Origin of the sequence: Prosthecobacter sp. (assembly GCF_029946185.1) — a bacterium.
GTDB lineage: Bacteria > Verrucomicrobiota > Verrucomicrobiia > Verrucomicrobiales > Verrucomicrobiaceae > Prosthecobacter.
The window spans coordinates 1-22,359 of record NZ_JAQSEA010000159.1; the positions used below are offsets into that span (position 1 = coordinate 1).

General features: G+C 59.0%; 20 protein-coding genes. 14 read left to right on the forward strand and 6 right to left on the reverse strand.

Going from position 1 to position 22,359, the window contains the following annotated elements; genetic code table 11:
- The first annotated feature begins 209 nt into the window (after positions 1–209).
- The 4 genes from PSV43_RS13900 (at position 210) to PSV43_RS13915 (ending at position 7,786) form a co-directional block, all read left to right on the forward strand.
- Complete coding sequence (locus PSV43_RS13900) at positions 210–1,391, forward strand: Fic family protein (RefSeq protein WP_300198208.1); 1,182 nt, start codon at positions 210–212, stop codon at positions 1,389–1,391.
- Positions 1,392–1,646: 255 nt separating this feature from the next.
- Positions 1,647–2,138 (forward strand): SMI1/KNR4 family protein, encoded by a 492-nt coding sequence (locus tag PSV43_RS13905; RefSeq protein ID WP_300198211.1) that lies wholly within the window; start codon positions 1,647–1,649, stop codon positions 2,136–2,138.
- A 265-nt stretch (positions 2,139–2,403) separates the two neighbouring features.
- On the forward strand, positions 2,404–4,464 hold the full coding sequence (locus PSV43_RS13910; protein WP_300198214.1) for a sodium-translocating pyrophosphatase: 2,061 nt from the start codon (positions 2,404–2,406) through the stop codon (positions 4,462–4,464).
- A gap of 298 nt (positions 4,465–4,762) precedes the next feature.
- Positions 4,763–7,786: a DUF1592 domain-containing protein gene (locus PSV43_RS13915; RefSeq protein ID WP_300198217.1), complete on the forward strand. Its 3,024-nt coding sequence runs from the start codon at positions 4,763–4,765 to the stop codon at positions 7,784–7,786.
- Between the two features lie 99 nt (positions 7,787–7,885).
- On the opposite strand, the gene PSV43_RS13920 is transcribed toward PSV43_RS13915, so the two are convergent.
- On the reverse strand, positions 7,886–8,077 hold the full coding sequence (locus PSV43_RS13920) for a hypothetical protein (protein WP_300198219.1): 192 nt from the start codon (positions 8,075–8,077) through the stop codon (positions 7,886–7,888).
- A 719-nt stretch (positions 8,078–8,796) separates the two neighbouring features.
- Here PSV43_RS13920 and PSV43_RS13925 point away from each other — a divergent pair.
- From PSV43_RS13925 to PSV43_RS13940, 4 genes are read left to right on the forward strand one after another with little or no spacing between them, the layout of a single operon-like run.
- Positions 8,797–10,125, forward strand: coding sequence for a hypothetical protein (locus tag PSV43_RS13925; RefSeq protein WP_300198222.1), 1,329 nt, complete (start codon positions 8,797–8,799; stop codon positions 10,123–10,125).
- Positions 10,109–10,747, forward strand: coding sequence for a hypothetical protein (locus tag PSV43_RS13930; protein WP_300198225.1), 639 nt, complete (start codon positions 10,109–10,111; stop codon positions 10,745–10,747). Before PSV43_RS13925 ends, PSV43_RS13930 begins: the two co-directional genes overlap by 17 nt.
- Positions 10,728–11,471, forward strand: a complete 744-nt coding sequence (locus PSV43_RS13935; RefSeq protein ID WP_300198228.1) for a MotA/TolQ/ExbB proton channel family protein — start codon at positions 10,728–10,730, stop codon at positions 11,469–11,471. The genes PSV43_RS13930 and PSV43_RS13935 overlap by 20 nt, the downstream gene beginning before the upstream one ends.
- Positions 11,472–11,499: 28 nt before the next feature.
- Positions 11,500–11,922: a biopolymer transporter ExbD gene (locus PSV43_RS13940; protein WP_300198231.1), complete on the forward strand. Its 423-nt coding sequence runs from the start codon at positions 11,500–11,502 to the stop codon at positions 11,920–11,922.
- Positions 11,923–11,987: 65 nt separating this feature from the next.
- Here PSV43_RS13940 and PSV43_RS13945 read toward each other — a convergent pair whose 3' ends face one another.
- The 3 genes from PSV43_RS13945 to PSV43_RS13955 form a co-directional block, all read right to left on the reverse strand.
- Complete coding sequence (locus PSV43_RS13945; RefSeq protein ID WP_300198234.1) at positions 11,988–12,656, reverse strand: hypothetical protein; 669 nt, start codon at positions 12,654–12,656, stop codon at positions 11,988–11,990.
- A gap of 176 nt (positions 12,657–12,832) precedes the next feature.
- Positions 12,833–13,252, reverse strand: a complete 420-nt coding sequence (locus PSV43_RS13950) for a hypothetical protein (RefSeq protein ID WP_300198237.1) — start codon at positions 13,250–13,252, stop codon at positions 12,833–12,835.
- Between the two features lie 400 nt (positions 13,253–13,652).
- A complete protein-coding gene (locus PSV43_RS13955) occupies positions 13,653–14,225 on the reverse strand; it encodes a hypothetical protein (RefSeq protein WP_300198240.1) in 573 nt (190 codons plus the stop codon).
- A gap of 361 nt (positions 14,226–14,586) precedes the next feature.
- On the opposite strand from PSV43_RS13955, the gene PSV43_RS13960 reads away from it, so the two are divergent.
- Positions 14,587–16,536 (forward strand): hypothetical protein, encoded by a 1,950-nt coding sequence (locus tag PSV43_RS13960; RefSeq protein WP_300198243.1) that lies wholly within the window; start codon positions 14,587–14,589, stop codon positions 16,534–16,536.
- Here PSV43_RS13960 and PSV43_RS13965 read toward each other — a convergent pair.
- Positions 16,457–16,900, reverse strand: a complete 444-nt coding sequence (locus PSV43_RS13965) for a hypothetical protein (RefSeq protein ID WP_300198246.1) — start codon at positions 16,898–16,900, stop codon at positions 16,457–16,459. The two genes, PSV43_RS13960 and PSV43_RS13965, sit on opposite strands and share 80 nt — an antisense overlap.
- 247 nt (positions 16,901–17,147) lie before the next feature.
- Between PSV43_RS13965 and PSV43_RS13970 the strand changes: the two genes are divergently transcribed.
- From PSV43_RS13970 to PSV43_RS13985, 4 genes are all read left to right on the forward strand, one after another.
- Positions 17,148–18,443, forward strand: coding sequence for a hypothetical protein (locus PSV43_RS13970; protein ID WP_300198249.1), 1,296 nt, complete (start codon positions 17,148–17,150; stop codon positions 18,441–18,443).
- Between the two features lie 557 nt (positions 18,444–19,000).
- Positions 19,001–19,150 (forward strand): hypothetical protein, encoded by a 150-nt coding sequence (locus PSV43_RS13975; RefSeq protein WP_300198252.1) that lies wholly within the window; start codon positions 19,001–19,003, stop codon positions 19,148–19,150.
- Between the two features lie 529 nt (positions 19,151–19,679).
- The gene (locus PSV43_RS13980) at positions 19,680–19,988 is read left to right on the forward strand and encodes a hypothetical protein (protein ID WP_300198255.1); all 309 of its coding nucleotides are present in this window, start codon (positions 19,680–19,682) and stop codon (positions 19,986–19,988) included.
- Between the two features lie 156 nt (positions 19,989–20,144).
- Complete coding sequence (locus tag PSV43_RS13985; RefSeq protein ID WP_300198259.1) at positions 20,145–20,822, forward strand: leucine zipper domain-containing protein; 678 nt, start codon at positions 20,145–20,147, stop codon at positions 20,820–20,822.
- 511 nt (positions 20,823–21,333) lie between these two features.
- Here PSV43_RS13985 and PSV43_RS13990 read toward each other — a convergent pair.
- The gene (locus tag PSV43_RS13990) at positions 21,334–21,561 is read right to left on the reverse strand and encodes a hypothetical protein (RefSeq protein WP_300198262.1); all 228 of its coding nucleotides are present in this window, start codon (positions 21,559–21,561) and stop codon (positions 21,334–21,336) included.
- A gap of 205 nt (positions 21,562–21,766) precedes the next feature.
- On the opposite strand from PSV43_RS13990, the gene PSV43_RS13995 reads away from it, so the two are divergent.
- Positions 21,767–22,327, forward strand: coding sequence for a heme NO-binding domain-containing protein (locus PSV43_RS13995; protein WP_300198289.1), 561 nt, complete (start codon positions 21,767–21,769; stop codon positions 22,325–22,327).
- Positions 22,328–22,359: the final 32 nt, after the last annotated feature.

Sequence of the window (22,359 nt, forward strand, 5' to 3'; positions counted from 1 at the left end):
CTGCGGTATCGGCGCTGGTGCCGGTTCTGAATAGGCGCTGCTCCTGCTCCGCTTTGCAGTCCAAAAACCCCGGCCAAAGCACCGGCCAAATCACCGGCCAAATCACCGGCCAAACCACCGGCCAAACCACCGGCCAAATGACTCGACAAGTGTCTTGATAAAGACCATGGTTAAAAATGCAAAGAGAGCTTTATACCAGAACAACCTCCATGGAGCCGCTTTTCCCGATGGATCAGGCGGGCGAGATGAAGGAGCTGGCCTTCGATTTGTTTCGGAAGTCTGCTCAACTTGGAGGGGCTTTGCACCCGCTTACCCGCGAGAGCGTGGTTGAGTTGTTGCGGAAAATGAACAGCTACTATTCCAATTTGATCGAGGGGCACAATACCCACCCGGTCGATATTGAAAAAGCGCTCCAGAAAGATTATTCTGCGGACCCTGACAAACATGCGCTGCAAATTGAAAGTCAGGCGCACATCGAAGTGCAGCGACTTATGGAGCAGCGTCTCAGGGATGATGGGGCTCTAAAGATTTGTTCTCCTGAATTTATTTGCTGGCTTCACCAGGAGTTTTACGAGCGCATGCCCGAGGAGTTTCGCCGGGTGAAGACACGCAGCGGCGGAGAAGATTGGGTGAAGCCGGGAAAGTTGCGCGAATGTGAAGTGGAAGTGGGGCGTCATGTAGCCCCTGCTTTTACGGCCTTACCCCAATTCATGGAGCGCTTTGCTCAACAGTATGAGCCGGCCAATCTTGAACCTATTCAGCGCATACTAGGTGCGGCTGCTTCGCATCATCGTCTGGCATGGATTCATCCTTTTCTCGATGGCAACGGACGCGTTACGCGCTTGTTCACCCATGCGTATTTCATGCGGGTGAAAATGGAAGGACACGGCCTCTGGGTGGCTTCACGCGGCTTGGCTCGCTACAGTGCCGACTACCTGTCGGCGCTTGCCTCGGCTGATCTCCCCCGCCAAAGCGACTTCGATGGTCGTGGTAACTTGTCGGACAAAGGGCTCACCCATTTTTGTCGTTTCTTTCTCTCCACAGCCATTGATCAGGTGGAGTTCATGACGCGTCTGCTGGATCTGGATGCGGTGCATGAGCGGATACTGGCTTTTGCTGATTTGCTGATCTCCCGAAAGAAAGCACCCAAAGAAATAAGCTATCTTCTTCCCGATGTGTTTCTGCGTGGTGAAGTTACTCGTGGAGAGGCGGGTCGTATTTTGCAGATGCCGGAGAGAACTGCCCGCCGGCACATTGGCCAAATGATTGCTGATGGTGTGCTTGTTTCAAACGGACCTTCTGCGCCGGTTCGCCTGGGCTTTCCGGCTTCCTTCGTAGGCTACTATTTTCCTCATCTTTATCCAGCCGGGGTGGAGCTGAGCAGGTTGTAAGCGTCTGTCTGAATGGATTGCTTCCGACACTCACAGAGAGGCTTTTGAGTTTTGGATTAGTTTTACATTGTTAAGCGTCTAGGGCGAGGCGGAGCGTTCCTTGTTCCACAGGAACAAGGCTACTTTGCTGCGCTGAGACGTCAGCTGAAAGCAACCTGCCTGACGATCAAGTCTAACAATGTAGAATTAGGCGGTCTTGTTGAAGAGGCTTGGAATCGGCAATGAAGTGCGCCAGATTCTTGAAACAAAAATTTCATGAATTGGCTAAACATCCTGACACCATCAAAGGTTTCCTTCGAACTGGCGGTTCTTGTGGCTTTGGAGGGGCGGTTGTTACGACGACTGCCAAAGGAGTATCGTCAATTCATCGTTTCTTTGAACGGAGGGATGGTCTGTGTGGAACATGCGCTGCAAACAAGGATCTACGATGAGCCTTATGAGCTTGGTGTTAGACACATTTTTTCGCTGAATGATTCCGGGGTCGTTGATATCCAGGAAGGCTGGCGTGAAAGCAACGTGGGATCTGATGCCGTGCTTCCGATAGCTGATGATGGCGGGACAGGCTTTTATTTTTTGCTGCTGGATCGTGTCCACTGGGGGCAGATTTACTTCTCCTATAAGGATGAGTTTTTTATGACTCCGTCTGCCGACTGGGCTGCTGTCTCCCACGGGCTGCCCAGGTGCCTGGGATTTGTGGCCAAGGACTTCGATCAATTTGGCAGGATGATTGAAGGGAAATCAAAATGAAGCCCGAGCCAAAGGATGCTGACTTGCTGCTGCTTGAACAATAGGGATCGAGGCGAGATGACGAGGGGAAGAAGAGGAAATGCGGCGGGAGGGGCTGGGCTGGGCGGGGTGGGATTTGGATTTAAGGAGGGGGCTGGGAGGGTGGTGGGAGAGAAAAGGTGGGCTGGAGAAAACTCGGAGCAAGTTCTTGCCAGAAATTTGCGACTTGCTAAAGTGCGCGGCTTTACCCGCCACGGACCAACCACCCGACCTCCTCTATTTAATCATGCCTCCTTCCTTTTTGCTGACTCACGGTATCGCCCTTGCCATTGGCCTTTCTATCGTGGGACTTGTTTTTGCTTTAATCCTGATCCGCAAAGTGGTGGGGGCACCGGCGGGGAATGCGAAGATGCAGGAGATCGCCCTGGCGATCCAGCAGGGGGCGAAGGCTTACCTGAACCGGCAGATCATGGCGGTGAGCCTGATCGCGGTGCTGGTATTCGCGGCGGTGTGGTGGCTGCGGGGCGGGCTGACTGCGGCGGGCTTTGTGGTGGGCGCGGTGTGCTCGCTGGCGGCTGGATACATCGGGATGATGATCGCGGTGCGGGCGAATGTGCGGACGGCGCAGGCGGCTTCGATTGGCAGCCATCCGGCGCTGAAGGTGGCTTTCAATGGCGGTGCGGTGACGGGTTTGCTCGTCGTGGCGCTGGGCCTGCTGTCGGTGGGTGTGTTTTATCTGGTCGTGCGCGGGTCGGTGGATAACGCGAAGCATGCGATTGATTCGCTGGTGGGGCTGGCGCTGGGCAGCTCGCTGATCAGTGTGTTTGCACGTCTGGGCGGCGGTATCTATACGAAGGCGGCGGACGTGGGTGCTGACCTTGTGGGCAAGAATGAGCAGAATCTGAATGAGGATGATCCGCGCAATCCGGCGACGATTGCTGACAATGTGGGCGACAACGTGGGTGACTGCGCGGGCATGGCGGCGGACGTTTTCGAGACGTATGCGGTGAGCTTGATCGGCGGCGTGCTGGTGGGCCACCTGACGGTGGGCACTGAGGCTGCGGTGGTGTATCCGTTTGTGCTGTGCGCTCTGGCGATCATTGCGTCTTTGATCGGCATTGGCTGGGTGAATTTTGTGAAGCAGGAGGCGACGGCGTCGCTGGTGTGCGGGGTGGCGGTGTCGGGCATCGTGGCTTCAGGTCTGTTCTGGTGGGCGACTTCGGCGATCTTCCCTGCGGGGCTCAAAATTGGTGAGCTGGCGGTGTCGAACACGAACCTGTTTTACTGCGCGGCGGTGGGTCTGGTGATGACGCTGCTGGTGGTGTGGATCACGAACTACTACACGAGCACGCACCACAAGCCGGTGCGGCTGATTGCGAAGGCTTCTGAGACGGGTCCGGCGACGAACATCATCGCGGGGATCAGCATCGGGAATCAGGCGACGCTGCTGCCGGTGCTGGCCATCGCGGCGGCGATCTGGGCCTGCTTTGACATGGCGGGGCTGTATGGCATCGCGATTGCGGTGGTGTCCATGCTGTCGCTGTCGGGGATCATCATTTCACTGGATGCGTTTGGGCCGATCACGGACAACGCGGGCGGCATTGCGGTGATGGCGGGGCTGCCGGAGAGCGTGCGCAAGATCACGGATGAACTGGATGCCGTGGGCAATACGATGAAGGCGGTGACGAAGGGCTATGCAATCGCGAGCGCAGGGCTGGCGGCGATGGTGCTGTTTGGCTCGTATGTGGAAGATTTGCAGGCCTTTGTGGGTCACAAGGTGGCGTTTGATTTGATGGATCACCGCGTGGTGATCGGCATGTTCATCGGCGGGCTGCTGCCGTTCCTGTTCACGTCTTTCTGCATGAGCGCGGTGGGCAGTGCGGCGGGTGCGGTGGTGCGTGAGGTGCGCCGTCAGATCACGGCGAAGCCGGGCATCCTGACGGGGACGGAAACGCCGGACTATGCGCAGTGCGTGGACATCGTGACGAAGGCGGCGCTGGGCCAGATGATTGTGCCGGCGCTGCTGCCGCTGATCTTTGTGATCGTGGTGTCGTTCCTGGGCATGGAGGCGCTGGGCGGGGTGCTGATCGGCACGATCGTGACGGGTCTGTTTGTGGGCATTTCGATGACGAGCGCGGGTGGCGCGTGGGACAATGCGAAGAAGTTCATCGAAGAAGGCAACCACGGCGGCAAGGGCAGCTTTGCGCATCAGGCGGCGGTGACGGGCGATACGGTGGGTGATCCCTACAAGGACACGGCGGGCCCGGCGGTGAATCCGATGATCAAGGTGGTGAACATCCTGGCGATTCTGATCATCCCGATTGCGTTTAAGGCGATGGCGAAGTGATCTGAGTTTTTTAAAAGAGGGGGCTTCCGGGAGACTGGGAGCCCTCTTTTTTTTGGCGCGGGAGTGGGGGCTTTTGCGGGCACGCACTTTTTTGCAAGGGAATGTGTGGGCAATGGAATGGGACGGATCTGTCCTTGAGGACTGAGGGTAGCTGGGTGGGGCGCTTTGTTATTGGAGGTCCCGTGCGAAGGGGGGAAGATGAGGAGTTCGAGGAAGTGGCGGATGATGGGGAGGGCGGGGAATTCGGGTGTGCGGGGGTGGGTTTTCTTGTGTAGGGTTTGCGTTCGACCTTTCGACCATGAACCTGAGTTTTCGCCTTGTGAGCCTGGCTGGCTTTTTTGCTGCCGTGTCGATTTCCAACGCTGCGGCGGAATGGAAGTCGGTGGAGGCGTTGCTGGCGGCGAAGTGCTATGCCTGCCATGGGGGTGAAAAGACGAAGGGGGAGGTGGATTTGAAGCGGCTGGCGGCGGATCCGCTGCTGGCGGCCGAGTATGAAATCTGGACGAAGGTGAAGGACTCCATCGAAGCGGGGGACATGCCGCCGAAGAAGGCCAAGGCGCTGACGGCGGAAGAGCAGGCGGCGATCACGGGCTGGGTCACGCAGTCACTGGATGCGCTGGCGGAGGCGAAGTCGGGTGATCCCGGACCGGTGACGATGCGGCGGCTGACGAATGCGGAGTATGATTACACGATCCGTGATCTGACGGGCCACGAGTTTGGGCTGGCGCGGGAGTTTCAAACGGACGGCGGCGGTGGCGAGGGTTTTAGCAATACGGGTGATGTGCTGTTCACGAGTCCGGCGGCGGTGGGCAAGTATTTCTCTGCGGCGCGGGCGCTGGCGGACCACGCGACGGTGATGCCGGGCACGGGCATCGTCTTTCATGCGCAGCGCATCGGCCTGCGCGGGCCGGAGCAGGTGAAGACGCAGGCGCAGCAGGGGCTGTATGTGTGGTATCAGCAGAAGGCGGCACCGCATCTGCCGAAGGATTTTGATGACAAGCGTGAGGCGGACTACATGCTGGCGTGCTGGCGGCACCGGCATCAAAAAGTGCCGCTGGAGCAACTGGCGCGGGAGGGGAATCTGGATGGGCATTTTCTGGCGAACTGGTGGAAGCACCTGAACAACACGGAGCCGAAGTCGCGCTTTCTGGACCTCACGCGTGTGGCCTGGCGGGCGCTGCCTGCGGATGAAACGGTGGCGCATGAGCGGATCAAGGCCATTCAGGCGGATCTGCTTTCATGGAACAATCCGAAGAAGCCCGGAGAGGGCGTGCAGCGCCACCAGCAGGACAGCGATGGCATCCAGCCGTACCCGATGCAGGCTGCGGTGGGCGGCAAAAAGCAGGCGTATCTTTGCTTTGGGGACATTGGCGATGGGAGCAAGGGCGACATCGCGCTGGTGACTGCCATTGAGGTGAGTGTGGGGGCGCAGAAGCTGAACTACTTCGAGTGGCTGAACAGGACGCTGGAGGAAAAGCGCCGGCAGGCTGCGGCGAGCCCTGCGCCGGTGGATCTTGATGCGGTGAGGGCCCGGATCGGCGAGCTGGAAAAGATGCGTGCGGCTTATGGCAGGCATCCGCTGCCGGGGCGGAAGATCGCGTCGAATACGCTGGCCTTTGCGGCTCCCACGGTGTGCGCCTTGCCGCTGCCTGAGGGGGCGCACTGGCTGAAGGTGGACACGCGGCTGGACATGGAAAACCCCGAGGTGGAGGAGGCCACCCTGCAGTGGACGATTGCGACGGAGAAGCCGCGTGATGTGACGCAGGTGATGCCGGGGGTGCTGACGGTTTGGAAACGTGGCACGCCGGCGGCGATGCGGACGATGGGCGAGTTCATCTCAATGGAGCAGGCTTTTCCGGATATGCTGGAGCGAAGGCTGCAGATCATCGCGGAAAACATCTACCGCAACTCGCCGGGTCTCGGGGTGTATTATTTCAATGACGAGCAGCTCGGGGAGTTGCTGGGCGCGAAGGAAAAAAATGACCTGGCGCAGATGAGGAAGGACTGGAGCCTGGTGGCTAGCCCGACCCTCAACAAGGAGCAGGAGGCGGAATACGATGGCGCGCTGCTGCGGCACCTGCGCGAGTTTGCGCGGAGGGCGTGGCGCCGGCCGCTGGGCGAGGATGAGGGGCGGAAGCTGGAGGCGCTGTATTTTGACGTGCGCGGGCAGGGGCGTGATCGCGAATCTGCCGCGCGGGAGGTGATCGTGCGGGTGCTGGTGTCGCCAAATTTTTTGTTCAAAGCGGAAACTCTTCCCGCCATGGCTGCGGCAGGGGAGGATGTGCGGCTCAGCGTGCATGAGGTGGCCTCGCGCCTGAGCTATTTCCTGTGGGCTTCGCAGCCGGATGAGGAACTGCGCAGGTGCGCGGAGGATGGCAGTCTCTTGAAGCCGGAAGTGCTGGACGCGCAGACGCTGCGCATGCTGCGTGATGTGAAAGCGAAGGCGCTGGCAAAGGAATTTGCCGGGCAGTGGCTGAAGTTCAGCGGGTTCGATGAGGCGAGCACGGTGGATGAGAAAAGGTACCCCGAGTTCACGGCTGAAGTGCGCCGGGATATGCAGCGCGAGGTCACGGAGTTCTTCGCGCATCTGGTGCGTGAGGACCGTAGTGTCGGTGACATTTTGGGTGGCGATTACTCATTCCTCAATGAGCGGCTGGCGAAATTTTACGGTGTTCCGGGCGTGACGGGCGAGGAGTTTCGCGAGGTCAAGGTGGCGCAGCAGCAGCGGGGTGGGCTGCTGGGCATGGGGGCTGTTTTGACGAAGACTTCGCGGCCGAACCGCACCAGCCCGGTGTTGCGCGGTGACTACCTGTATCAGGTGGTGCTTGGGTTCAACTCGCCACCGCCGCCGCCGAATGTGCCGAAGCTGCCAGACAGTGCGGTGAAGCCGGCGTCGTTGCGTGAGGCACTGATGCAGCACCGCGCTGACAAGGCCTGCGCGGTGTGCCATGACCGGATTGATCCGTTGGGCTTCGCTTTGGAAGGGTTTGATCCCATCGGTCGCTTTCGCAAGGCGGATGAAGCGGGGGGCAAGATCGACGACACGGGTGTGCTCAAGGATGGGACGCAGGTGCAGGGCCTTGCCGGTCTGCGTGACTACCTGAAGAAGAACGAGGGCAGCTTTAACGCGCAGTTTTGCCGCAAGCTGCTCGGCTACGCGCTGGGCCGCCAGACGATGCTCAGCGACAGGGCGCTTCTTTTGCAGATGCAGGCTGCGCTGAGGCGGAACAGCGGGAGGTTTTCGGCAGCGGTGCTGGAGGTGGTGAGCAGTCGCCCGTTTTTGAACCGGCGAAATGAGGCTGCGGTGGCGGGGAAGCCGTGAGCGGTGTGCTGCGGTGCTTGCTTGCTGCGGAGCGGGAGGATCGAGGACGAGTAGGACGACGACTTTTGCGTCTGCCACCCTCACACCGGACAAGCTGGCTCAGGCGGCTGCTTTCAGCACGAAGGTCTCCACCACTTTGCCGTACTGCGGCCCCATGTAAATGACCTTGCCTTCAACGTCGGCGTTGTCGAGGAGCCGGATGTTGACGGCGCGCCACTGGGGTGACTTGGGATGCGGATCGCCAATGAAAGGACTTTGCTTCAAGACAAGAGGATCGGCGGAGGGTTTCATGACGTGCTTTCATCGCACAGATTTGCGAAATGCGTGCCCGGAGCACTGTATCAGGTGTTCCCTGAGCGGTCAGTGGCGGGGCCAATGAGTGGCTGGCCGTGCAGGTGGATGCCCTGCGAGGGGGAGCTTATTTCTACTTTGGTAAGTTCCAATTGCTGGCTGCCAAAGCTAGTTTTCCCAGAGTGTTTGACCACGGATTACACGGATTGACACGAATGCCTGAGGCTGAGGTTAAAATTTTACGATGCTTTTCATGAACGCCATGAAAAGTTACCAAAGTAGAATTATGGCGAGGTCGGCGGGCCTGGCGGTTCCTTGGCCAGGACGTTCATCCAGGAGAGGAGTGGATCGCCAGCGGGGGCAAGGTCGGCTGGAGGTTGCTCCTCGATGCGGGTCACCATGCGGCGTGGAAAGACAGCCATCAGGGCGTCGCCACGATAAAGACAGACCAAATCGCCGTCGAGTGTGCAACGGTCAGCTTCCTTGAATGACGAACCTCCGACCCTGAAATGAATCTTGTATCGATGCATATTCTTGACCTCCTGCATGAATGCTAAGCTCTGGGCAGTGGGTGTCCATGGTGATTCAGTGCCTGAGGTATGGGTCAGGGGTATGGATGGGTGCGTGGCCGACGCTTTCCGGCACGGCAATGAGCATTTGATTCTGAGTGCCGTAAGAGCACTATTAAAGGGGAGGGGCTCCCACGTTCGCTCTGCTTTGTGACTGACTTTTATCCCATCGACCAACGACGCAGCAGCAATCTGCGCATTGCCATCACCGGAACGGTGGTGGTGCATGCGATTTTGCTGGTGCTGCTGACGTTGATGTTTGCGAACGAGGCTGCCCACAAGCTGTGGCTGGAGGCCAACCAACCGCCCAAGGTGGAGGAAAAGGAGGAGGAGGTGCTGCTGTTTCCGGATCAGTTTCTGCCGCCGCCGCCACCTCCAAAGCCGAAGCCGCAGATCTACATCCGCACTTCGCAGAATGAGGGCTCGGACACGGCGCCGAAGAATCCGGCGTTCATCGCGGACCGGAACACTCTTGCGGCGACGGTGAAAGCTCCGTCTCCCGACGCGACGGAGCCCATGCCCTCCATGGACGGGCTGAAACTCCCGACGCGTGAGCTGGCGGACCGGGATTTTAAGGATGGAGATCTGAAGGACGATGCGCGGCCGATGACGCAGCCGCCGGAGGTGGCGATGCTGGCACCGAAGACGACAGAGCCGCCCAGCCCGCCGACACCGCCTTCGATCCTGAAGCCGAAGGATGCCGCGCCGCCGCCGCCACCCATGCCGATGGAACTGACGCCGGAGACGCCGAAGCCTGAAACGGAGAAGCCCGAAAAGGAGACGCCAGCGGACACGCAGAAGATGGCCAAGGTGGAGCCTGACAAGACGCCGCTGACAAAGATGATGGAGGAGGCGGACAAGGAGCTGGCGAAGGTGGACAAGAACCTTCTGCCGCTGGAGGTGCGGAAGCCTGAGACGATGGAGAAGATGCCTGACACGCCGCCGACAACCAAACCGGTGCCAAAAAAACTGGAAACGGCGGAGGAAATGCCCCCACCGACTCCGCAGGAAAAGCCCATCCCCAAGGCGCTGCCGGTGGTGGAAGATGAGGCGGTGACGCGGACGACGAAGAACCAGGACCCGAACGCCTACACGCCCTTCACGCGCAAGCAGGAGACGAAGGGTAGCATTTCGAATCGCGGCAAGGTGGCCTCCGTGGATGCGGCAGACACACCGCTGGGGCGCTACTACCGGCAGGTGACGGGGCAGGTGGAAAAGAAGTGGCACGTTTACCTGCACCTGCGGCGTGACGGCGCGACGCCGGGATACCTCAAAATTGTTTTTTACGTCAACAAAAAGGGCAAGGTGGAGGGCCTGCGGGTCGTGAATGCCAAGGAGTCCAACCCGATCCTGACCGAACTGACGGTGCGAGCGATCCAAGATGCGGAGATCCCGCCGATGCCTGCCAATGTGCTCCCTTCACTCCCGATGAATGACCAGGAGCGCCTGAAAATCGACTACGATGCTCTCATTTACTGACCTGCCTGCGGCCGAAGTTTTTTTGATGGGGCTGAACATGCTGTGCGCTTGCTTTGCCTTCGCGGTGACGATGCTGGCGAGGCGAAGGCTTGAGGCGCGGGTGGTCAATCCGAGGGAGGTTCGGCTGCTGGTCGTGATGAGTCTTGCGGGCATGCTCTCTGCCTCCGCCGCTCCGCCGGAGAAGCCCATTCCCAAAGCTCTGCCTGTGTCGGACGAAGAGCCTGTGAGGCGTACCCAAGACCCCTTCACGGGCACGACGCAGACGAAGGGGGCGAATTCGAAACGCGGCAAGTCTTCCGAGGATGCTGCGATTACGCCACTGGGGCGCTACTACCGACTGGTGACGGGGCAGGTGGAAAAGAATTGGGACAGTTACCTGCACCTGCGGCGTGATGACGCGAAGCCGGGACAACTGCAGCTCGTTTTTTACGTCAACAAGAAGGGCAAGGTGGAGGGACTGCGCGTCGTCAATGACAAGGAATCCCATCCGCTTCTCACCGAAATTACTTTGCAGGCGATCAAGGATGCTGAAATACCACCGATGCCTGCTGACGTGATCCCTTTGCTCCCGGTAGAAGACCGGGAGCGCCTGAAAATTCAATATGATGCCCTTATTTACTGACCTCCTCGCCTCTGCCACTCCCATGCTTGCGGCGGCCGCCGTCGCAGCTGACGCCACTGAAAAGGCTGCGCCTTCAGCGCTGCAGCTGGTTTATGATTTTTTATCCACCGGGGGATTTGTCATGGGGCTCATTGTCATCTGTTCGATGTCGGCCATCGGGGCTTCGATTTTGGCGTGGCTGCAACTGCGGGAGCAGGTGATCATGCCGAGCGCGGTGGTGAGCCAGCTGAGGGCGATCCCGAGCTATGCGCTGAAGGGGGACATCCGGCCGCTGCAGGAGTTTCTGGTGCATGATGGCTCGATGCTTTCGCGGCTGGGCAGCATGGCGATCAGCGGTGCCTTCACGAGCAAGCAGGAGTGCCATGATGCGTGTGCGATCAAGGCGCGCGAGGAGATCCACCGGCTGGAGAGCGGCATCCCGCTGCTGGAGGTGATGGTGTCCGTGGCGCCGCTGCTGGGGCTGCTGGGAACGACGGTGGGGCTGGTGGGGATGTTCTCGGCCTTTGGCACGGGGGGTGGGCCGGACACTTCGGTGGTGGCGCATGAGATCGGCGTGGCGCTGCGCTGCACGATCGCGGGCTTGTTTGTGGCGGTGCCGTCGGTGCTGCTGCACACGTATTTTTCGCGGCGGCTGGATGCGCTGGCGGTGCGGGTGGAGTCGATCATGCAGGAGACGATCCAGCACTTTTACCAGCACTTTGAAGTGCAGCGTCCGTCGAACTGAACGAGGTCAGATTTCACGACCCCTAGCCATGAATTTGCGCCCCAAACGCCGCCCGGTACCGACGATCCCCATTGTGTCGCTGATCGACATCATGGTGATTTTGCTGATCTTCTTTGTCGCGACGACGACGTTCCGAAAGGATAACACGCAGGTGAAGATCACGCTGCCGGAGTCGAAAACTCTCGGGGGTGAGGCGACGACGACGGAGGTGCGCGTGGCGATCAGCATCGACGAGCAGCAGCATGTGTTTCTTGATGGCAAGCCGGTGGAGCTGGAGCAGCTGGCGGCGGCGATCACTTCGCTGAAGGAAGCGACGCCCGGGCTGAAGCTGGAGCTGCAGGCGGATACGACGGCGGCGCTGGGGAATCTGGTGAAGGTGTGGGACGCGCTGAGAGAGGCGGGCTTCAGCATCAATGATGTGCCGGCGCGGATTCAGCGGCAGGGGAAGTGAGGGGGCCGGTTTGCAGCCGCGGAGGTTGCCGGAATGTCTATCGGGAGCATGGGGGAGATAAGAACTCACCATACGGCTGACCAGTAGACGATTTCATTTCTCTGGAGGCTGACAGCCACGCCATGACAGAAGAGATAGGAATGGTGCTGCTGTTTCTGTGCGGGCGTCAGAATGGGGTCAAATACCATGATCTCATAGTCCGGAGGAAAGGGCGGGCTTGGGGTTCCGGCGGGTTCGTCACCGGTGTAGAAGAAGGTGGTGGCCATGCCATCGGCCTGGAGCGAGTGCTCTTTGTGGCTGCCGCCGCGAAAGGAGAGAGTGCGCTGCGCCACACACTGGCTGTACAGCGAACGGATCTGCTCCGCCGGGCGCTGGAGCCGCAGCTGCATGTACCAATGACCGTTCCACACACCGGGGAAGTAGCAAAATTTTTTGAGGGTCGCATCTGCTGGGATCTCCGCTGGGAAGTGGGGTGCCCAGGTGCGGTGAAACTTGGCGAAGTATTTGGGGTAGGCGTCCAGGCTGCGTACCTGTGAAGGGTGAAACATCCGATAGGCGAACAAGGCGATTCCTCCGAGAGCGAGGTTCACCAGGACTAGAAGAATGATGAAGCAGGATTTCATGTCCTGCAGCAATGTGTTCCACCCCGAGCGCCCTGCTGTGCTGCTCTTGGGCGGTGAAGCTGGCTGGGACTCGGTGGAATCCGGGGAGGGGCTGTCGGCGTCTGGATTCATGAGGCGGGAGACTTCCAGATGTGGCCGCGAATGAAGCTTCCAGAACAGGCGTTGGGTGGCCCGAAAGCGCCTTGGCGAATTTTCGCGTTAGGATCGAGGACGAGGACGAAAATCCCGAACGAGCTGCTGCGAAGGCGCGGAGGGAACTGGGAACGATGAACCGAGAATCGCGAGTCTTAGCGGGTCTTCACCTTGGTGTAATTCACGTAGGGCTCGAATTTGTAGCAGGTGGGCATGAGGATGCCGCGCTTTTTGAGGATGGAAGTTTTGTTTTCGTCCACTTCAAAGCCGGGGTGGCCAATCCAGATCCACTCCCAGCCTTCGTTGGCGATGAAGAGGCCGCCGCGTTCATGGCCTTGGCGAATGATGCCGGAGGTCTTCAGGCGCTCCGGGGCGACGTAGTAGATGCCTTGGGAGGACTGCGCCTCGGGCTGGTAGATGCCGGCTGGTAGGGTGACTTTGCCGTCTTTGTGGGTGCATTCGACGGCCTGTGCCACTTGGATGGCGGGTGTGCCAGGGGCGCAGCGCTCAAGATCCTTGGAGGCGCAGGAGATCAGAAGGCAGGAGGTGAGCAGGGCGGACAGCAGGTGTTTCATGAGGTGGGTGGGAAATGGCTAATGAGTGCGCGCAATGTGCGGCCGGGGCCAGCATGCGGTGCGGTGTTTATTAAACACAGAATGGTGGGCGGGTGGTAGTGGAATATGGTGCCGATTGTAGGATTCCACTGAACCTTGAACAGGGATTTTTAACCGCTGACATGACGCTGATGAATGCAATCAGAATTCCGGGTTCTGTATCAGCGTCAGGCAGCGGTTGAAATCCAAACGCTGCCCCCTCTGCCTCTCCGCCCCACTGCGGCAAATCGGAACATCCCCTGGCTCCAAAGGGGGGGGGCGCTCTTTCCAAAGGCTGCTGTTATTTTCGTCTTGCGAGAGGGTGCGCGTGTTTCATCAAGGGGGGGCTGGCAGCTGTGGCAACTGCGCTGAAGCCGGGGCCTTAGTTGTACCGGATGATGATCGGCTGCACCGGGCGGACCTGCGGTACACGGGGCACACGCGGAACTTGGGGGACGCCAGTGGGGATATTTTGTGTATTGCCTTGGGGGGCAGGGAAGATGGGGACGATGATGACCTGCGGGGACTGCGCGCGCTGGGCGCGGCGGCGCATTTCTTCCAGGTGGCGGGCTTCCTGCTGGCGCTGGAGTTCGAGTTTCCCGCGCTCGATGGCGAGCTTTTCTTCTTCGATGCGGGCGGCGCGGTTTTCGATGGCGCGTTTCTCGGCCTGGGCTGCGGCCTCGGCTTCCATTTTCTGCTGCTGCTCCATCTGGGCCTGCACGATCTCCTCTTCATGCGGCGTGGCGACATGGAGCCGGACGCGGGTGGCGGGGTCGAGCTCGGTGACTTTGATCCAACTGCCGCCGTAGTTGTCCCAGTCGGAGGTGACCCAGATGAGGGTGCGGTCGGCGTTGAATTTGTGGATCGTGCCTTTGTAGGTGCGGCCATTCACCAGCCATTGGTCCGCTTGGGCGGCTGAGGTGAGCAGCAGCAGGGTGAGAAGGAGGGGCTTCATGCGGGGAGTGTGCGCGGGGTTTGGTTGGGGGCAAGTGGGGAGTGGGATTAGGTGAAAGGTGAAAAGGGGCGAATGCGAGCGGTGGAGTGGTTGCGGGGCGGATGGACAGGATTAACAGGATGGCATGATTAACAGGATGGCATGATTAACAGGATGGCATGATTAACAGGATTGTTGGCAGGGTGGTCAGGTGGCGGGGTGGCCAGGCGGCGGGGTGATTTAAGGTTGGGGGGGGGGCATAAAATGGTTTTTTTGAGTGGATGGAAAAAAACATCATGTGGTATTAGATGATGTAAAAAGACAGGAAGGTGAAGAAATTGCTTGAGGTTTGAAATTCGGACCCAAGGGTTTGGGTTACACTATGAACGATGCTGACTTTCACCTGGTGGCGCATTCGCCGCTGGTTCATTTCGAGACCTGCACGAAGGTGCAAAACGCGACGACGAAGAAGCTGGAGACGCCACGAGCGAATGTGCTGCAGCGACGGATGGCGGAGGCGGTGGAGGTGCTGACGGCGCTGGGGATTCCGGCGATCCGCGTGATCGTGACGAAGATCCGTCAGTGCGGTGGGACGACTTTCAGCGTGGAGGTGATTTACCATTTGTGCCAGCAGCGCAACACGGATGCGCTGATTTTGGCGAACATCAGCGCGAACAGCCAGGGCATCCTGGAGAGGATACGGACCTTCAGTGAGAATGACCGCTTCCCCTGGCACAATGCGCTGGTGCCGCGTGAGCGGCGGATGAAGTGGGCGAACGGGAGCACGGCGACGATCACGAGTGCGGAGTCGATGAATCCGGGGATCTCGAAGCCGAGGCAGGCGGTGCTGTTTAGCGAGAGCGCGAAGTATCCGCGCGGCGGGGTGAAGGATGACCGGAAGATCATGGCGTCCATTTTGCCTTCGCTGAATGATGCGGGGCTGGCGATCGCGGAGAGCACGCCGGATGGGGCGAGCGGCTGGCACTATGAGACGTGGCAGGGGGCGCTGTCTTTGGATGATTTTCTCAAGGCGTGGAGTGCGGGGGATGCGGCGCCGGGGAACGGGTGGGTGAAGGTGTTTGCGGCGTGGTTTGAGTTTGCGGAGAATGCGAAGCCGGTGACGGGGACGATGCGGGCGAAGATCGACGCGTCGATGACGCCGCGTGAGGCGAACGGTCGCCGGAGGTATGGGTGGACGTATGAGCAGATGGCGTGGCGGCGGGCGATCATGGAGTCGGAGTGCTCGGGCTCGGAGGACACGTTTGATGAGTTTTATCCGGAGGATGAGGTGAGCTGCTTTCTGTCTTCAGGGAGGCCGCGCTTCAATGTGGCGGCGCTGCGGCGGATGGAGCTGGCATCGCGCCTGCACGAGCCGGAGGTGGGCTCTCTGGTGACGGTGGGAGACGGGGTGGAGTTTCAGATGGATGCGAGCGGCTTTGGCAGCTTCCACCTATGGGAAAGACCGCAGGTGGGGTGCAGCTACATCGTGTGGTGTGACCCGATGACGGGGGAGGACCAGGCGGCGAGCGGGGACCCGGACCGGCACTCGATCGGTGTGCTGCGCACGGAGTACCAGGAGGCGGGCGGGGCGTGCTACAAGGATGCGGTGGTGGCGCGGGTGCGGCCGCCTTTTACGGGGACGACGCTGCTGACGGCGGACTACATCGCGCTGCTGTCAGAGTATTACGGCGGGGCGCTGGTGGTGCTGGAGGTGAACATGGGCCTGCATGTGCTGGAGCGGCTGAAGGATGCGGGGGTGCCGCTATACAAACGGCAGGTGGTGGACCCGTATGACCGCGAGAAGCAGAACTTCATGCTGGGCTGGAAGCTGAAGGACCGGGACCAGCGGCGCGATGTGATCGACAGTCTGGCGCTGGCGTTTCACAATGAGACGCTGGATGTCTTCTGCCCGCATATTTTGGCGGAGTGCAAGAACTTCATGTGGAGCAAGAACGGCCGCGAGGAGGCACGCAGCGGCTGCCACGATGACGATGTGCTGGGCCTGGCGATGGCCTACCGCTGCAAGGGCAATGCGACGCTGTACAAGCGTGGCGAAGCGGCGGAGGCGGAGGCCGGTGGATTACCGGCGGGTGAGGGCGTGAAAGGCTTTCGCCGGAAGGAATGGCCGAAAAAGAGGAAAGAGTTGAAAAAAAATGAGATTGAAAATTTTTCACTTTTTTCACTTCTTTCCCTTTTTTCGGCCAACTCATGCATGGTTCTGATAGAACTGATGTGCGCTGCTGCGGCTGGAGCTATTGGGCTGGCGTGGTGGTGGCAGGGACGGGCAGCACTGCAGAGGCGGATGGTTCAGGGTAGTCCCAGGTGCGGGTGAAGCTGGGGAGGTGGGAGATTTCGCGGCGGATCTGGATGGACTGGACGGCATCGCCTGCGGGGGATTTTGTGTAGCGTACGAGGATGGTCCAGGTGCCGGTGCGGTGCTTCATGTTCCAGGTCTCGGTGCTCGTGGCCTGGGAGGCTTTGAAGGCTTCGATGATGGCGCCGCTCTCGGTGAGGATGCGGTTGGTGTCGGCAAGGGAATTGGCGCGAGGATTGTGAAGTTGCTCCCACGTGGCGGGCTGCGAGGGATAGAGGGAGGCTTTGGCCGTGGCGATGATGAGGCCGATGAGGAGGAGGACGAGCAGCGCCATGGTTTTGGCGGAGGTGGGCGGCAGTGAGTCGGGGTCGGCTTTTTTCATGGAGAGAGAGGGGAGGGGAGTATTGAACTGCGGCGCTGTTTGTCGAGGAGGGGATGGGGCGAAAAGTGAATAGGGCCGGAGCTTATGGCTGCGGAGTCTGGCGCGATGGCGGGGCGTGGCCGGCGCATGCGGAGGGTGGAATGCGATGGCATCCGGATGAAAGAATACCGAAAGATACCAGAAAAAACTACCAAAGTCCTTGCATTCAAAAAACCGGACCCAAGGGTGTCTCATGGCCTCTCAATACATGCAGTCTGACGACGACGAAGAAACCCGGCAAAAAGAGCAGCAGCAAAAGCGGATCAAAGCCCGCCCGCGCAACAACGTGTATGATTCTGACACGGGGCAGGGCACGGGGATGGCGGCGAGGCGAACGAAAACGATCAATCGTGACGGCAGCACCTCGCCTGTGACGCCCACGTTTGGCACGGCGACGGGGTCGCTGACCCAGCCGGTGGCTCAGTTTAGCCCGGAGGAACTGGAGCAGATGAAGGAAAAGAACGCCGCAGGCTTCGGCAAGAGGCCGGGCCGGATCGATGCGCGGCCACGCAACAACATCTACATGCCTGGCACGGGACCGGGCACCGGGCGCACGGCGATCCGTGTGGGGACGATCAACCGTGACGGCAGCGCCTCGCCGGTGTCGTCCACATTTGGCACGGCCACGGGTTCGCTGAGTCAGCGGGGATCCAGGCTGATGACGCCGCGCCCGACGCCGCAGGATGCGTATGCGCAGCGGCAGGGCAATGTGGCGAATGCGAAGGCGAAGGCGAACGGGACGTTTGACGCCGCGCGTGCGAAATTCAATGCGGCGAATTCGGGGCAGATCATGGATGAGCAGGGCGGCATCTCCAAGAACCCCAATGCGACTAAATTTGATCAGGTGCCGGATGGCCTGGGTGGCTACAAGATGGTCCCGGTGCCACCGAAGAAGACACCTCCCGTGCAGCCGCAGCCCCTGGCTGCGACAGGGGGGCTGGATGGTACGATCAAGACCGGCACAGAGCAGTTCGGCAGCAACCCTTTGAAGGGGATGGAAATGCCGAAGCCGCTGGTGCCTGCGGTGATTGGTTCATCTCCGCTGCCCGTGCCATCCGTGTCTTCCACTACGACGGCTCCAGCACCTTCACCGCTCGGAGTTAAGCAGCCGAATGCACCGGCACCCAGCGTTCTGGGAATGCCGGGCACTGGCACCCTGGGCGGGAGTACGCAGCCGTTTGGCAGTGCTGGAACCTTGGGGCAGGGCGGGCAGCAGAATCTGACAGAGCCTGAAAAAAAACAACAATATGACGCTCGGTATCCAAGCACGAAAGTGAAGGCACGTGCGAAAGGCGGGCCGGTGCAGGCTGGCAAGCCCTACCTCGTGGGTGAGGAGGGTCCGGAGATCATCGTGCCCAAGCAGGGCGGCACCGTGGTGCCGAATCATGCCATCTCCGTTGCTGCTCTTAAGAAGGCAAAGGAAGTACAATGTCAGCCACGGCCACTCTTTTTGACGCCGCGGCAGCCCCCCGCTGAAGCGTACGCGCAGATGCGACGGCACTAAGCCTCAGATGCTTCTCAGCAAGCCTCCGCAGAACCCTGTAGCAGGGTGGACTCGGCCAAGAGGATGGCCAACGCGTCTAAAAGCCGCTTTTTTGAGGCGCGCAAGCCACCGGTCAATGCTGTCGGCTGCCTGCGAGGAAAGCAACTGCCCGGTCGTGCGGATGGAGGCCCCGTGGAGGCTGGCAAACCCTACGTGGTTGGGGAGATTGGGCCTGAACTCATTGTGCCGAAAAAGAGCGGTGCTGTTGTTCCCGGGCAAGATCCTGCGGCCAAAGATTGGTTCAATCAATGGCAGGAGAGGGATGTGGATCGAGCTGAGCAAGAAATGGGGTCAGGGTGCAACTATTGACAAAAACTGCCACTTCGCACCCCTAAAAAATGCTCTTTAACTCCTTCGACAACAGGCCCAGCACCTTGCTTCGATCCAGGCGCCTTAACTACAGCCCATGTTCGCATCAAGAAGCTGCAAGCGTTCTGTCAATAGTTGCACCCTGACCCCATTTTCCGTCGGTTCCCGGCCCCATACCCAAACCTGTCGATGGCTCCGGCCTCAATCCCATGCCGATACCTGGCGGTGTCATCCAACCCGCGAAAGTCTCTGCGCAAGTGCCCGAGAAGAAGAATGAAGAGAAGAAGCTCAATGGTTACGAGATCGAATTGATGAAGAAGAAAACCCCGCCTTCTTTGCGGCCGATGCAGAAATTTTGATCTGCCAGGAGCATGACCAAGTGACCCCGGATTTGAAGAGTAAGATGGCTGTCGCAGGAACGGGCTGTGAGCGGGCGAAGCCTGGCAGGCGTGGCTTTGATCCCGTCTCCGGCTTGGCTCCCATTTAAGCCCGCCTTTGCCCCATGAGTTGCGAATCCAACCGAGGTTGGGTAGGATCGGGAGTGCATAATAATTCAGAACTCATTTTCGCCTTCCTTTTGTTTATCATCTGGGTGCTTCGCACGATCTGTCACCGTAAGCAGGCAAGACATGAGGCGTTGGAAAGACAGGCCGCGTTGATCAAACAAAGCGAGACGAAGGACGTGCCCGACTAATGGCAGGCGAGAGGCGGTACACGAAGTGTGCTCATGACATACGCTGACTGTCTTCAACCGGGGCCGTTCCTGACGGGGCTTTCTTTCGATGTTGTCTGGGAATCCCTGAGGCAAAGGTTCTCACGCTCTGGTTATGTCAGACGCGGAGGCGCGTTCAGATTCGATCTCCCCATGGTCTCGCCGCCGACACCCCTATGAGCAGTGCCTTCGTCAAAGAGGATATCGATATTCCAGAGCGCATCACGCACCGGCGCTCGGCCTCCGGTTTGCCACCGGGGGCGGTGAATTATATCACGGAGGGAGGGGCGCAGACCTTGCGGCAGCGACTCGCCGACCTGAAAGGCGCAGGCGCAGACGAGGCGGAGATTGCAGGGCTGGAAAGCGTGCTGGAGTCAGTCACGATCGTGACGCCCCCTGAGCGGCCGGAAGCCGTGGTGTTCGGAGTACGGGGAAATGGGGGCAGGGTGCAACTATTGACAAAAACTGCCACTTCGCGCCCCTGAAAAATGCGCTTTAACTCCTTCGGCAACAGGCCCATCACCTTGCTTCGATCCAGGCGCCTTAACTACAGCCCATGTTCGCATCAGGGCGCTGCAAGCGTTCTGTCAATAGTTGCACCCTGACCCCATTTTCCCTTCGCCAACAGCGGGAGGTTCAGTGTGAGCGAGCTGTGCTTGGAGTTTGGCATCAGCCGCAAGTGCGGTCACAAGTGGCTGGTGCGGCATGCCGAGGGCGGCGCTACAGCGCTGGCTGATGGCAGCCGGGCCCCGCACTCGGTCCCTCTGCGCACCAGTAAAGCGATCGAGCGCATCGTGGTCTCTGAACGACGCTTGCATCCGACCTGGGGGTCGAAGAAGATCAGAGCCGCGCTGGAACGCAAACACTCGTTGGAAACGCCGCCCGCCATCAGCACGCTGGGTGAGATTTTGAAGCGCAACGGCCTCATTGAGGCACGGCGCAGGCGACCCGGTGCTTTCGAAGTCAAGCGTGGTGATTTGACTCAGGCGCTGCGCCCCAACCACGTCTGGGCCACGGACTTCAAAGGCTGGTTCTACACGCAGGATCAAGAGCGCTGCGACGCATTGACGGTGACCGATTTGTTCAGCCGCTACCTCCTCAGCGTGCAGGCGCTGCCACAAGCCACGCAGAGGTGGACACGAACCTGTTTCGCACGCACGGCCTACCTGAGATCATACGCATGGACAACGGCTCGCCCTTTGGGAAATGGGGTCAGGGTGCAATTATTGACAAAAAACTGTTACTGCGCACCCCTGAAAAAAACTCATCTACACTTTCGGCAACCGGCCCAGCACCTTGTTTCGATCCAGTCGCCTTAACTACGGACTCACGTTCGCAGCAGGGCGCTTCAAGCATTTTGTCAATAGTTGCACCCTGACCCCATTTTACGGTGATTTGGGTTAACCCGCTGCGACTGTTGTCGTCATTGCAATGTAGGGTTAATTAAAAAATGGGCCTTATTCTTGTGTTAGGATTTATATCTGCATCATCCTTGTTAGATTTAGCGACGGAGTTCACTGCTCTTTTGGGCGTGGATTGGTCAGTTTCCGCACTTGGTGGATGGTTGGATTTTTGCCTGATAATGGGCTGTTCTGTCATTATTTTTATCTGGTTGATTCTCTATCTTGTTAGAATCCCATTCGACAATAAATGCTTTCTGATGGTGCGGTTGCTTAAATGTCGTGTTTCTTCGTCACGAAGGAGTATTAGGGTTAGAATCGATTACAAATACATGTGCGGAGTTCATGATGTCGACTCTTTTGATTATTTTTTTGTTCGCCTATCCAAAGGTGGTTATGAGAACCATAAAGATGTCGCAGAGGCTGTGCTTCAGAGATTGATTAATGAGCCTTTCCTCAATGTGTTTTGCAGATCGAACAAACGCCTCGAGAAGCACTCTTTATTGGCTGCCATAAGGAGTAAAGTTCCTGAATTGAAGAATGCTAGCTTTGGATTTTGAGATGGCAGCAGTCCTTTGCTGACCGGTGTCAGAGCGATGCCAGCCAAATGGGCCAAGCCAAAGCTGGGGCGGGTGATTTTCCATGGCTGGCGGGTCACGGGTTGAGTTGTTTTTCAATGCGGCTCGGTCATCTGCCTGCCCATTTCCACGTCCGCGAGGGCTGTGGAGGCTCCAGGTGAAGTCCCGCACCCGCACGCAGTCATCCTAATTGTGGTAACCCAAAAAAAGGAATGCGACACTTAGAGTCTTTGATTTAACTTGGGTTAACCTAATTAACCCAAAACAACGCCTTCTTTTTTCAGCATGTACGGATTGGTCAACAAAGCATTGCAGGATCTTCTGGTGGCAAATCATGGGGAGGACACCTGGCAACGAGTGAAATCTAAGGTAGGTGTGGAAGACGAACTCTTCATCTCAACTGAGCCGGATCTAGATGAGACCATTTGCATGTTCGTGGCTGCTGCCGCAGAAGTGCTGAACCGGCCGGGCGGAGAGATTCTCAATCTTTTCAACTGCTGGTGGATTCTGAACACCGCACGCCATGGCTACAGCCAGTTGCTGAAGGCCGGAGGTCACAGCTTGGGAGAGGTCCTGCAAAACCAGCCGAACTTCCACACGCGTATCAAGATGATGTTTCCCGCGCTGCACCCATTTAAATTTGAATGGACAGACGTAGAATCGGCAGAACTTCGGCTGCATTACCGAAGTCATCGCCGCAGACTTTCGGCGTTTGTAATCGGACTGATGGAGGACCTGGGAGAGATGTTTGCAGTCGTGGTGAGAATCATGCATGAACAGCAGGTGGACCAAGGAGCGGATAATGATGTGTTTCACATCGCATGGAGTGAGGGCGGAGCATTATGAGCGCGCGTGATCTGCCACGCATGCCCTGGATA